This window comes from Gemmobacter nanjingensis (assembly GCF_014652195.1).
In the GTDB taxonomy this organism is placed as follows: domain Bacteria; phylum Pseudomonadota; class Alphaproteobacteria; order Rhodobacterales; family Rhodobacteraceae; genus Gemmobacter; species Gemmobacter caeni.
Genome location: NZ_BMYI01000001.1, coordinates 473449 through 485919, shown reverse-complemented (window position 1 = coordinate 485919; position 12471 = coordinate 473449). Strand labels below are relative to the sequence as shown.

The 12471-nt window shown below is 64.0% G+C and carries 11 protein-coding genes; 5 read left to right on the top strand and 6 right to left on the bottom strand.

Annotation, left to right across the window (positions count from 1 at the left end):
* The first annotated feature begins 107 nt into the window (after positions 1 to 107).
* Together gatB and IE126_RS02445 are read left to right on the top strand one after the other, a co-directional pair.
* The gene (gatB, locus tag IE126_RS02450) at positions 108 to 1619 is read left to right on the top strand and encodes an Asp-tRNA(Asn)/Glu-tRNA(Gln) amidotransferase subunit GatB (RefSeq protein WP_189380090.1); all 1512 of its coding nucleotides are present in this window, start codon (positions 108 to 110) and stop codon (positions 1617 to 1619) included.
* Between the two features lie 155 nt (positions 1620 to 1774).
* The gene (locus IE126_RS02445; RefSeq protein ID WP_189380089.1) at positions 1775 to 2164 is read left to right on the top strand and encodes a DUF4177 domain-containing protein; all 390 of its coding nucleotides are present in this window, start codon (positions 1775 to 1777) and stop codon (positions 2162 to 2164) included.
* Here the strand turns inward: IE126_RS02445 and IE126_RS02440 are convergent, their stop codons facing one another.
* On the bottom strand, positions 2165 to 3274 hold the full coding sequence (locus IE126_RS02440; protein WP_189380088.1) for a pyridoxal phosphate-dependent aminotransferase: 1110 nt from the start codon (positions 3272 to 3274) through the stop codon (positions 2165 to 2167).
* Positions 3275 to 3311: 37 nt separating this feature from the next.
* Positions 3312 to 3644 carry a DnaJ family domain-containing protein gene (locus IE126_RS02435; RefSeq protein WP_108128299.1) on the bottom strand — a complete coding sequence of 111 codons (333 nt, stop codon included), beginning with the start codon at positions 3642 to 3644 and terminating at the stop codon, positions 3312 to 3314.
* 119 nt (positions 3645 to 3763) lie between these two features.
* Between IE126_RS02435 and IE126_RS02430 the strand changes: the two genes are divergently transcribed.
* The gene (locus tag IE126_RS02430; protein WP_189380087.1) at positions 3764 to 5392 is read left to right on the top strand and encodes an MFS transporter; all 1629 of its coding nucleotides are present in this window, start codon (positions 3764 to 3766) and stop codon (positions 5390 to 5392) included.
* Positions 5393 to 5498: 106 nt separating this feature from the next.
* Here the strand turns inward: IE126_RS02430 and IE126_RS02425 are convergent, their stop codons facing one another.
* The 3 genes from IE126_RS02425 to IE126_RS02415 all read right to left on the bottom strand — a co-directional run bounded on the left by IE126_RS02425 (position 5499) and on the right by IE126_RS02415 (position 9828).
* On the bottom strand, positions 5499 to 8606 hold the full coding sequence (locus tag IE126_RS02425; protein WP_189380086.1) for a valine--tRNA ligase: 3108 nt from the start codon (positions 8604 to 8606) through the stop codon (positions 5499 to 5501).
* Positions 8607 to 8710: 104 nt separating this feature from the next.
* Positions 8711 to 9463 carry a VOC family protein gene (locus IE126_RS02420; protein ID WP_054301827.1) on the bottom strand — a complete coding sequence of 251 codons (753 nt, stop codon included), beginning with the start codon at positions 9461 to 9463 and terminating at the stop codon, positions 8711 to 8713.
* Positions 9460 to 9828, bottom strand: coding sequence for a DUF1428 domain-containing protein (locus IE126_RS02415; protein WP_054301828.1), 369 nt, complete (start codon positions 9826 to 9828; stop codon positions 9460 to 9462). The genes IE126_RS02420 and IE126_RS02415 overlap by 4 nt, the downstream gene beginning before the upstream one ends.
* Positions 9829 to 9919: 91 nt before the next feature.
* On the opposite strand from IE126_RS02415, the gene IE126_RS02410 reads away from it, so the two are divergent.
* Complete coding sequence (locus IE126_RS02410; RefSeq protein ID WP_189380085.1) at positions 9920 to 10555, top strand: winged helix-turn-helix transcriptional regulator; 636 nt, start codon at positions 9920 to 9922, stop codon at positions 10553 to 10555.
* 75 nt (positions 10556 to 10630) lie between these two features.
* Here the strand turns inward: IE126_RS02410 and IE126_RS02405 are convergent, their stop codons facing one another.
* The gene (locus tag IE126_RS02405; RefSeq protein WP_054301830.1) at positions 10631 to 11062 is read right to left on the bottom strand and encodes an Lrp/AsnC family transcriptional regulator; all 432 of its coding nucleotides are present in this window, start codon (positions 11060 to 11062) and stop codon (positions 10631 to 10633) included.
* Positions 11063 to 11276: 214 nt separating this feature from the next.
* Here IE126_RS02405 and IE126_RS02400 point away from each other — a divergent pair, with 214 nt between their 5' ends.
* On the top strand, positions 11277 to 12422 hold the full coding sequence (locus IE126_RS02400) for a type III PLP-dependent enzyme (protein ID WP_054301831.1): 1146 nt from the start codon (positions 11277 to 11279) through the stop codon (positions 12420 to 12422).
* Positions 12423 to 12471: the final 49 nt, after the last annotated feature.

Here is a 12471-nt window from a genome sequence, read left to right as displayed (position 1 = left end):
CCTCCGGGCAAGCGTGCTGTACGGACATGCGCGAAAATCCGCCCGCAGCGCCTTGCCGCGCTGCGTGGCGCTGCCTATGAAGGGGGCAAGTTTGCAAGGGGAAACCGATGCTCGACCTGACCTATGAAGCGCCGAAACCGAAGGTGATCGCCGGGGCGAAACACGACTGGGAACTGGTGATCGGGATGGAGATTCACGCCCAGGTTTCTTCGAACGCCAAGCTGTTTTCCGGCGCCTCCACCGCCGTGGGGGCCGAGCCGAACAGCAATGTCAGCTTCGTTGATTGCGCCATGCCGGGCATGCTGCCGGTGATCAATGAATATTGCGTCGAACAGGCGGTGCGTTCGGGGCTGGGGCTGAAGGCCGCGATCAACCTGCGCTCGGCCTTCGACCGCAAGAATTACTTCTACCCGGACCTGCCGCAGGGCTATCAGATCAGCCAGCTTTACCACCCGATCGTGGGCGAGGGCGAGGTGCTGGTGGAGATGGGGCCTGGCGTGGCGCGACTGGTGCGGATCGAACGCATCCATCTGGAACAGGACGCCGGAAAGTCGATTCACGACATGGACCCGAACATGTCCTTCGTCGATTTCAACCGCACCGGCGTCGCCCTGATGGAGATCGTCAGCCGCCCCGACATTCGCGGCCCCGAGGAAGCGGCAGCCTATGTCTCCAAGCTGCGGCAGATCCTGCGCTATCTGGGCACCTGCGACGGCAACATGCAGAACGGCAACCTGCGCGCGGATGTGAACGTGTCGGTCTGCCGCCCCGGCCAATACGAGAAGTATCAGGAAACGCAGGATTTCTCGCATCTGGGTACGCGCTGCGAGATCAAGAACATGAACTCGCTGCGCTTCATTCAGGCGGCGATTGATTACGAGGCACGGCGCCAGATTGCCATTCTGGAAGATGGCGGTTCGATCACGCAGGAAACCCGGCTTTACGATCCTGACAAGGGCGAAACCCGGTCGATGCGGTCGAAGGAAGAGGCGCATGACTATCGCTATTTCCCCTGCCCGGATCTGCTGCCGCTGGAAATCGAGCAGGCATGGGTCGATGACATCGCCGCGCGGATGCCCGAGCTGCCCGATGCCAAGAAAGCGCGCTTCATGGGTGATTTCGGCCTGACTGACTACGATGCCAGCGTCCTCACCGCCGAGCTGGATTCGGCTGCCTTCTTTGAGGCCGTGGCTCAGGGGCGCGATGGCAAGCTGGCGGCGAACTGGGTCATCAACGAACTGTTCGGCCGGCTGAACAAGGAAGGTCACGCCATCGGCGACAGCCCGGTCACGGCTGCGCAACTGGGTGGCATGCTTGATCTGCTCTCGAAGGGCGAGATCACCTCGAAAATGGCCAAGGATCTGTTTGAAATCCTGTGGACCGAAGGTGGTGACCCCGCCGAGGTGGCGGCGGCGCACGGCATGAAGGCGGTCACTGATACCGGCGCCATCGAGAAGGCGCTGGACGATCTGATTGCCGCCAATCCGGCGCAGGTGGAAAAGGCCAAGGTCAATGCCAAGCTCGCCGGGTGGTTTACGGGTCAGGTGCTCAAGGCGACCGGGGGCAAGGCCAATCCGGCGGTGGTAAACGAGATGGTGGCCAAAAAGCTCGGGCTCTGACGCAAGGGCTGGTAGACAGGAAGGGGGCGGACACCAGATCCGCCCTTTTTCTATTTCATCCCTGCCCATCGGCCGCTTTGTGCCGGATTATCTTTCAATCGCTTGGACTTGCACGCGGAATCTGACATTCTGCGCGAAGTTTGCGGGAGGCACGCATGCAGCAGTATGAATTCAAGGTCATTCCGGCGCCGCGCAAGGCCGAAAAGGTCCGGGGTCTGAAATCGGTCGAAGACCGTTTCGCCCATGCGCTGATGCAGCTGATGAACCGGCTGGGCGCCGAGGGCTGGGATTATGTCCGGGCTGATGTCCTGCCCTGTGATGAACGGGTGGGTCTGACGGGCAAGGCCACCAATTTCCACAACATGCTGGTGTTCCGCCGTCCGGTTCGGGCCGAAGCGGTCGCGGCGCTGCCCGAGGTGGCCGAAGTTGCTGCGGCGATGCCCGCGCGTCTGACCACGCATACGGAGGAAGGCCGGGCGCCTGCCGTTGGCCCGGCACGTCCGCAGGAAAAGCCTTCCGACAAGCCTGAAATCGCCGCCGAGTGATCAGCCACGCGCGGCGGCCAATGCCTCGGGCAGGGCAGCCGCGAACTTGTCCATCAGTGCGGCGGGGCCGCAGCTGACGCGGATGCAGCGGTCATGTGGCGCAACGAAGGGCATGCGGATGAAGATGCCGCGCGCCGCCAGTTCACGCACGACCGCGCGCGCGAAATCGCCATTGGCACCGCAGTCGATGGTCACGAAATTCGTGGCCGAGGGCAGGGGTGTCAGGCCGTTGTCGTGCGCGATCACGGTGAGACGGTCGCGGGATGTCGCGACTTCGTTCCGCACATGGGCCAGCCAGTCCTGATCGGCCAGCGCGGCGAGTGCCCCGGCCTGCGCGATGCGCCCCATGCCGAAATGATTGCGCACCTTGTTGAAGGCCGAGACCAGCCCCGGCGCCGCGATGGCATAGCCGACACGCAGCCCCGCCATCCCATATCCCTTTGAAAAGGTGCGGAAGCGGATCACGCGCGGGTCGTCTGCGTCGATCCGGGCCTCGGTCCCCGGCGGCGCGAGGTCGATATAGGCCTCGTCCAGCACCATCAGAACGCCCTCGGGCAGCCGGGCCGCCATATCGGCGATCACGGTGCCGGGATGGTGCGAGCCCATCGGGTTGTCCGGGTTGGCGATATACAGCAGTTTCGGCTGAACCTCCGCCGCGCGGGCCAGCAGCGCCTCTGGGTCTTCATGGTTGCCGGTATAGGGCACCTTGTGCAGCAGACCGCCAAAGCCCGCGACGTGAAAGTTGAAGGTCGGATAGGCACCATCCGAGGTGACCACGGTATCGCCCGGTTCCACGACCAGTCGCACCAGATAGCCCAGCAGCCCATCAATCCCTTCGCCCACCACGATATGATCCGGCGTCACGCCGTGATGCGCCGCCAGCGCGCCCCGCAGATCGTGGTTTTCCGGGTCGCCATACATCCAGACATCCTGCGCTGCTGCCGCCATTGCGGCGATGGCGCGGGGCGAGGGGCCGAAGGCGTTTTCATTCGCGCCAAGCCGCGCGGTGAAATGGTGGCCCGAGGCGCGTTCTGCGGTTTCCGGTCCGACGAAGGGCACGGTGGCGGGCAGCGACTGAACGAGCGGGGTGTAACGCGGGGACTGGGTCATGGCCGCATATCAGCCGGAAACCGGCCGCCCTGCAAGATCAGCCTTTCATGAAGGCGCGCCGCGCCTCTTCGGCCATGGCCTGCCGCATTTGCAGATCGGCCAGAACCCGCATTGCCGCCTTGCGTTCGGCCTCGTCCACCAGCGTGGCAAGATGCGCCTGCTGGGCGAGGACCTGCTTTTTCAGGGTGATTTCCTCGGGCAGCGCACCGGCTTCGGCCATGATGCGAAACCCCACAGCCTCGCCCGCCGAAACGAAGGCATCGCCGGGCCGATCAGGCAAAGGCTGCCCCTCACCCTTCAGGCCCGAAAGCTTCCCTTCGGCGCGGGCTTTCATCATCATCCGTTCGGCAATGCGGTTCAGCCATGTCATGCGCAGATTCTGGGCCTGCCCGGACGCAAAGGCAAGACCTGCGACAAAGGGTTGCACCCGGCGGCGAAACGGCGCGATATGGCGGCATCCCCGGATAACGTGTCGCCCGAGGCCTGACAGTGATCGAACGCAGACCGACTTTCGCCCCTTTCGCCAACCCCGACTTCCGCCTGCTCTGGACTGCAACGGTGATTTCGCAGCTTGGCGGACTGATCCAGACGGTCGGGGCGGGGTGGCTGATGACCTCGCTGACCGACTCGCATCAGCTGATCGCGCTGGTTCAGGCCTCGAACACGCTGCCGATCATGGTGCTGTCGCTGATCGCAGGCGCGCTGGCCGACAATTTCCCGCGCCGCATCATCCTGATCTGGGCGCAGGTCTTTCTGTTTACCGCCTCGGTGGCGCTGTCGGTCGTGGCCTTCTGGGGCACGATGACGCCCTGGCTTCTGCTGTCTTTCACCTTCCTGATCGGTTGCGGCACGGCGCTCTACAATCCGTCCTGGCAGGCCAGCATGGGCGATATCGTGGAACGCGAGGATCTGCCGCAGGCCGTCAGCCTGAACTCCATGGGGTTCAATATGATGCGCTCGGTCGGACCGGCGATCGGGGGGGCGGTGGTGGCGGCGTTCGGTGCGGCTGCGGCCTTTGCCATCAATGCTGCGAGCTATCTGCCGCTGCTGGGCGCGCTGATGCGCTGGCGCCCGGCCTATCCCGAACGGCGGTTGCCGCGCGAATCCCTGCGGGCGGCGCTGTCGTCGGGGCTGCGCTATGTGGCGATGTCTCCGAACCTGATGCGGGCCATGGCGCGGGCGGGGCTGTTCGGCTTTGGGGCCTGCGCGGTGCTGGCGCTGCTGCCGATGGTGGCGCGCGATCTGCTGCACGGCACCGCGCTGACCTACGGCATCACGCTGGGCGCCTTCGGCTTTGGCGCCATCGGCGGGGTGATGCTGAACGGACCGCTGCGGGCACGGCTGAAGAATGAAAGCATCGTGCGCGGCGGCTGTCTGGTCTTTGCCGTGGGGCTGGTCGCGCTGGGGCTGAGCCGCAGCCTGTGGCTGACTGCGCCCGCGCTGCTGATCTGCGGCGGCGCCTGGGTCATGTCGCTGTCGCTGTTCAACGTGACGGTGCAATTATCCTCTCCGCGCTGGGTGGTCGGGCGGGCGCTGTCGTTCTATCAGACGGCGGCCTTTGGCGGCATGACAGTGGGCGCCTGGGTCTGGGGCGCGGTGGCGGATGCGGGCGGCGTCAGCCTTGCGCTTTACTTCGCCGCAGGCGCGCTGGTGCTGGCCGCGCTGTCGGGGCTGTGGCTGGCGGTGGGCGAGTTCGGCGGCCTCAGCCTTGATCCGGTGGGGCCGTTCAATGCGCCGCCGCTGCGGCTGGATCTGCGGGGGCGGTCGGGGCCGATCATGGTGATGATCGACTATCGCATCGCCGAGGAAGATGTGCCTGCGTTTCTGGAGGTGATGCAGGAACGTCGCCGCATCCGTCGCCGTGATGGCGCGCGGGCCTGGGCGCTGCTGCGCGATCTGGAAGACCCCGATATCTGGGTCGAAAGCTACCACGTCGCGACCTGGGTCGAATATATCCGGCATGTCGAACGGCGGACGAAGGCCGATCTTGCCAATCTGGAGCGGCTGCAAGCCCTGCACCGAGGGCCGGGCAAGCCGGTGGTGCACCGCATGATCGAGCGGCACAGCATCCCGCAGCCGGGCGAGATGGTGTTGAAACCGGGGCCGGATCTGCCGTGACGGCGGTGGGGGAACTGGTTGCGTGAAAAGGGAAGGGGGCTGTCTGCCCCCCTCTGCGCCTTGCGGCGCATTCACCCCCTGAGGATATTTTCCGACAGAAAATGCCTCAGCCGATCTCTGCCAGACGGGCGACGGCGGCGGCGACCTTGGCGGCCTCGTCTTCGCGGGCGTCCAGATTGGCGCGGGCCTCGTCCACCACCTCTTCCTTGGCGGAGGCGATGAACTTCGGATTGTCGAGCCGCGCCTTCAGCCCCGCGATTTCTTTCTGGAGTTTCTCAAGCGCCTTCACCAGCCGCGCCTTTTCGGCGCCGATGTCGATGATGCCTTCCAGCGGGATGGCAAAGCTGGCGCCCTCGGCCGCGATGGACAGCGCACCTTTCGGGGCGGTGGCGGCATCCGCCAGGCTTTCGATGCGGGCGAGCCGTTTGATGAGCACTTCGTTGCGATCCCAGGCCGCGCGGGCGGCGGTATCCATCGTCAGCGCCAGCATGTCGAGCTTCAGCCCAACCGGCACATGCATCTGCGTGCGGGCCGAGCGGATATCGTCGATCAGCCCGGTGACCCAGGTCATCTCGCGGTCGGCTTCTGTGTCGATCAGTTCGGCACCGAAGGACGGCCAGTCGGCATGGACCAGCATCCCGTCGCGTTTGCCGGTGGTGGACCAGAGTTCCTCGGTGATGAAGGGCATGAACGGATGCAGCAGGATCATGGACTGATCCAGCACCCAGCCCATTGTCGCGCGCGTCTCGGCCGCCTGATCCCCGTCGAACAGCGGTTTGGCGAATTCGACATACCAGTCGCAGACCTTGCCCCAGACGAATTTGTAAAGCACGTCTGCCGCCTGATCGAAGCGGAAATCATTCAGCGCCGCGTTGACCTCGGCCAGCGCCTTGGCGGTTTCACCGATGATCCACTTGTTCGCGGTGGCACTGGCCTGCGGGGCGGTGGCCTGGGTCGTGTGACCCTCCCACACGCCGTTCATCTCGGCGAAGCGGCAGGCGTTCCAGAGCTTCGTGCCGAAGTTGCGGTAACCGGCGATGCGCTGGGTATCAAGCTTCAGAACGCCACCAAGCGAGGCCATGGCGGCATTGGCGAAACGCAGCGCATCGGCGCCGTATTCGTCGATGATTTCCAGCGGGTCAATGACGTTGCCCAGGGATTTGGACATCTTCTTGCCCTTGGCGTCGCGCACGAGGCCATGCAGATAGACGGTGTGGAAAGGGATATCATCCACCACCGCCAATTGCATCATCATCATGCGGGCGACCCAGAAGAACAGGATGTCCTGGCCAGTGACCAGAACGCTGGTCGGGAAATAACGCGCCAGTTCCGGGGTCTGTTCGGGCCAGCCCAGCGTGCCGATGGGCCAGAGGCCCGAGGAGAACCAGGTGTCGAGCACATCGGCGTCGCGCCACACCGGATACACCAGATGCGTCGGGTCTTGCGTCAGGTTGTAATCGGCCAAAGCCTTCGCCAGTGCCTCGACCGCCGCATCACGGTTTTCCACCTCGACCACGCGGGCATGGTTCAGCGGCGCGGGCAGGGGCGCGAGGTCATCCATGAAGCGTTGGGCCACAGCCTGAAGGTCATGGGCACAGTGGTAGACCGGATCGGCATGGTTAAAGGCGCCATCGGCGAGCAGGCGGAACAGCTCCACCTCGTCCAGCGCATTGTCGCCCTCGTCATCGCGGAAGCCGGTCGGCCAGACATCCAGCCCATACCACACCGGGATCTGGTGACCCCACCAGAGCTGACGCGAGATGCACCAGGGCTCGATATTCTCAAGCCAGTGGTAATAGGTCTTTTCGCCCGATTCCGGGATGATCCTGACCTTGCCCGAGCGCACCGCCTCCAGCGCGGGTTCCACGATCTTTGCGGTATCGACGAACCACTGGTCCGTCAGCATCGGCTCGATCACGACTTTCGAGCGATCCCCGAATGGCTGCATGATCGGTTTGTTCTCGACCACCGGCTCCAGCCGCAGATGCTCCGATCCCGTCTCCGGGTCGGTTTCCCTGATCATCACGGTGACAGCAAGGCCGATGACATTGATGTCGGCGATCACCGCCTTGCGGGCCTCGAACCGGTCCATGCCGCGATATTTCTCGGGGACGAGGTTCAGGCTGTCCACTTCGGATTCATTTGTGGGGGAACCGGCCGCGATTTCGCGGGCGCGGATCACCGCCTCGGCATAGGGCGCCCCGTCGGCGCGCATCCGGCCACGGGTATCCATCAGCCGGTAGCAGGGCAGGCCCGCGCGCTTTGCGACCTGATAATCGTTGAAATCATGCGCGCCAGTGATCTTCACCGCGCCCGAGCCGAAATTCGGATCGGGGTATTCATCGGTGATGATCGGGATCAGACGGTCGCACAGCGGCAGTTTCACCATCTTGCCGACGATGGGGGCATAGCGCGTATCCGAAGGATGCACCGCGACCGCGCCATCACCCAGCATGGTTTCGGGGCGGGTTGTCGCGATGGAAATGTAGTTCCGCTTCTCGCGGAAGGTCACATTGCCGTCTTCGTCCTTCTCGACATACTCATAGGTCTCGCCGCCCGCGAGTTCGTATTTGAAATGCCACATATGGCCCGCGACCTCGATATTCTCGACCTCAAGGTCGGAAATCGCGGTTTCAAAATGCGGGTCCCAGTTCACGAGGCGTTTGCCGCGATAGATCAGGCCCTTGCGATACATATCGACAAAGACCTTGATCACGGCATCATGGAAATTGCCGGTCTCGCCTTCCGGCGCACCGGGGGCGCCGGACATCGTAAAGGCTTCGCGGTCCCAGTCGCACGAGGCGCCAAGCCGCTGCAACTGGCCGATGATCGTGCCGCGCGATTTGACCTTTTGCTGCCAGACCCGTTCGAGGAACTTCTCGCGCCCCATTTCGGCGCGCGAGGGTTCCTGGTTCTTCGCCATTTCCCGTTCTGTCACCATCTGCGTCGCGATGCCCGCGTGATCGGTGCCGGGTTGCCAGAGCGTGTCATCGCCGCGCATGCGGTGCCAGCGGGTCAGGATGTCCTGCAACGTATTGTTGAAGGCATGGCCCATATGCAGGCTGCCGGTCACGTTGGGCGGCGGGATCATGATGGAGAAGGCAGGCGCGCCCGGCTTGGCATTGGCACCGGCCCGCCCGGCCTTGCCGTCGATCCATTGCTTCGAAATGCGCGCTTCGGCCTCGGTGGCGTTGAAGGTCTTTTCCATCGGCATGATCGTTCCCCTTTTCGTTGCCAAGGGATGTAGCCAATGCGCCGCCCGAGGGGAAGGGGCGCGACGGCCGGTTCCGGCCGCCGCGCGTGTTTTCCGGCTGTGGCTCAGGCGCCGCCGACCAGCGCGAAATGCGCGCCGCGGCTGTCCTGCGCCATGCAGATGAAAGCGCCGCCGGGCACTTCTTGCGGGCCATGCAACACCTGGCCGCCCAGTTCGGCAATCTGTGCCATCGCGGCCTTGATCGAGGGCGCACCGAAATAGGGCAGCCAGTGCGAGGGCACCCCCTCGCTTTGCAACCGCATCATGCCGCCAATGTCGCGACCTTCGCGGGCGAAAAGCTGGTAATTGCCCATCTCGCCCATCGGCATGGCCGTTGAAGGGGTCCAGCCCAGCAGCGCGGTATAGAAGGCAAGGCCCGCCTCGGGGTCCGTGCTGTGCAATTCGTGCCAGTTGCCGTGGCCCTGTTTCATCTGGTCAAAGGCCGCGCCCTGCTGCCCCTCCAGCGGTTGAAGCAGGCCGAAGGCGGCGCCCTGCGGATCGACAACAATGGCAAAAATGCCGGTGCCGGGGATCGGCTCGGGCGCGCGGAACACCTTGCCGCCAAGCGCAGTCACCTTGTCGCAGGCAGCGGCGCAATCCCCGACCGCGAAATAGACCATCCAGAACTCTGGCATCGGCGTGTCGGGTTCCATCATGCCCGCCACCATGGCGCCGTCGCGCAGAGCCAGGATGTAGGAAAAGCCTTCCATCCCGGCATCCTGAAAGTCCCATCCCAGAAGCGGGCCATAAAACGCCTGCGACCGGGCAACAGCGCCGGTGGTCAGCTCATACCAGCAGGGGGCGCCGTGTGCGCTCATTTCGCTGCTCCTTCCATCAACAGCGGGGTAAAGCCGCCAAAGATCATGCGCTTGCCATCAAAGGGCATATTGGTGAATTCGGCCGGATCTTCCTCGGCCAGCTTCATCATCTTCTCGTAGGCGCGGCCGCGGGTTTCCTTGTCGGGCCAGATCATCCAGCACAGCACCACGGTTTCATCCTCTTTGGCCTCGACCGCGCGCAGGAAATCGGTGTGCTTGCCGGGTGGTACGTCGTCCCCCCAGCCAACGACCAGCGACAGCGCGCCTTCATCGCGGAAGTAAGGCCACCATTTCGCTTCGTGGTCGCGATAGATCTCGCGGTCTTCGGTTTTGACCGGAATGACGAAACCGTCAATGTAAGCCATGCGTGCACCCTCCAGACACTTGCAGGGCCAAGGGTGGCGGGTGTAGTTATGAAAAGCAACTAAAAGTTATATAAACTAACCAAGGGGCGCGATGTCATCGGGGCGAAGCTATGAGGAAGGCTGTATCGCGGCCCATGCGCTGGATCTGATCGGGGATCGCTGGGCCTTGCTTGTGGTGCGCGAGATGATGCTGGGCCCGCGCCGTTTCGGCGCTTTGCGCGAGGGGCTGCCGGGGATCAGCGCCAATGTCCTGACGCAGCGGCTTGAAGGGCTGGAGGCGGCGGGCGTGGTCACGCGCGAGCAGATGCCGGAACCCGCCAAGGTGCAGCTTTACCGGCTGACAGAAGCGGGGCTGGCCCTCTGGCCGGTGCTGCGGGCGCTGTGCATCTGGGGCGCGCGCCAGCCGGGGCACGACCCGCGCCTGTTCATCAGCCCGACCGCGCTGATGCTGTCGATGCGCGCCACCTGCGCAAGGGCGCGGGCAGGCGAGCACCGGGTGGCGATGCGTCTGGGGGAGGAGAGCTTCACCATCCGCACCGGGCCGGGCCGCTTCAAGGTGGAGCGCGGCAATGGCCCCGCCACCTTGCAGTTCAGCGGCGGCACCAATGCGATGGCGGCGGCGATCTATGGCCCGCAGCCACTGACTGCCACGGCGCAGGGTATGATCGGGTTCGAAGGTGACCCCGAGGAAGGGCAGGCCTTCGTCGACCTGTTCACACTCCGCTGAAGCCGCGCGCAAAAGTTTTCAGGAAAACTTTTGCAAATTTCTTTGGAAAGAAATTTGCGCCAGGCGCAGCCGGGGTCACACCGCCCGGTCGAATTTCGTCGACAGATGGATCAGGCTTTCGGAACTGACCACGCCGGTCAGCGCCCCGATCTGGTCCAGCACCTGATCAAGCACTTGCGTCGAAGGCGCGGCCACCTGTAAAAGAAGGTCATAGCGGCCCGAGGTGGTAAAGACCCGCTCGATCTCGGCAATCGACTTCAGCCGCGTCAGAATCGCCGCCTGGGCGCGGGGTTCTATGGTCAGCAGCACGCTGGCCCGCAACCGGCCCTGCCGCGCCGCCTCGCCCAGTTTCAGCGTGTATCCGGCGATGACGCCGGTGGTCTCCAGCCGCTCCAGCCGCGCCTGCACGGTGGAGCGGGCGACCTTCATGCGTCGGGCCAGTGTGGCCACCGACATGCGGGCATCCGCCCCCAGCAGCCCGATTATGTTGCGATCCAGTTCGTCCATGCAATTCGCCCGGCTATTTCGTCATTCTGTCACCGATACACTAAGTTTTTGTGGTTTTCATCGGTGAAGTTGTGTCCCATATGCGCATTCCACGTTTTCAGGAAAAGGGCGGCTCATACGCACCTGGCCTGGTTGTAATGACCGCGCAGGTGCTGGCTCCCGGTGGGAACCGGGCAATGGCCGCTTGCGTTCTGTTGGCAGAAGGGACACGCCGATGGGACTTTCCAAAACGATCTGGTCCAACCCGACCGAATATATCCGTACCGTGCAGCCGGAGAATCCGGTGCTGTTCTTCTCGCCTGCCGTGTTGCAGGCGGCAGCGCGCCGCTTCATCGACGGCTTTCCGGGCATGGTGACCTATGCGGTCAAGACCAACCCCGCTGATGTGGTGATCGAGAATCTCTCGGCCGCCGGGGTGCGTGGCTTTGACGTGGCCAGCCCGAACGAGATGCGGCTGGTGCGGCGTATCGCGCCGGATGCGGCGATGCATTACAATAACCCCGTGCGCGCCCGCGCCGAGATTGCGGTGGCGGTCGAGATGGGGGTGAAAAGCTATTCCGTCGATTCGGCCTCGGAGCTGGAAAAGCTGATCGAGATGGTTCCGGCTGAGGGCTGTGAAATCTCGGTGCGTTTCAAACTGCCGGTGGCGGGCGCGGCCTATAACTTCGGCGCGAAGTTCGGTGCGACGGTGGAACTGGCGGCGGAACTGCTGAAACGCGCGGCCGAGGCGGGGTTCATTCCCTCGCTGACTTTCCATCCCGGCACGCAATGCACCGACCCGCATGCCTGGGAGGCTTACATCCGCGCGGCCGCTGACATCGCGCAGGAGGCGGGCGTGACCGTGGCGCGGCTGAACGTCGGCGGCGGTTTTCCGAACCACCGCCTGCAAGCCGTGGTGCCGCAGATCGAGGAAACCTTTGACCTGATCGACCGCGTGGCGACCGAAGCCTTTGGTGACCAGCGTCCGATGCTGGTGTGCGAGCCGGGCCGGGGCCTCTGCGGCGATGCCTTCACACATATCGCCAAGGTCAAGGCGGTGCGCGACGGGCAGCATGTGTTCCTCAACGATGGCGTCTATGGCGCGCTGGCCGAGTTGCCGCTGGTGGGCGTGATAGACCGGATCGAGGTGGTGGATGCCGTCGGCAAGCGCCGTGACAGTGAACTGGCCTCGCGCATCGTCTTTGGCCCGACCTGCGATTCGGTAGACCGGATTCCCGGCGAGCTGATGCTGGCCGAGGACATTGCCGAGGGCGATTATCTGGTAATTCACGGCATGGGTGCCTATTCGCTGGCCACCAACACCCGCTTCAACGGCTTTGGCGAACTGACCATCGCGACGGTGCTGTCGCTGAAGGTCTGAGTGCGGCCTCTGTCTTTCAGGACAGTCTTTCAAAACATCGCGCGCCCGG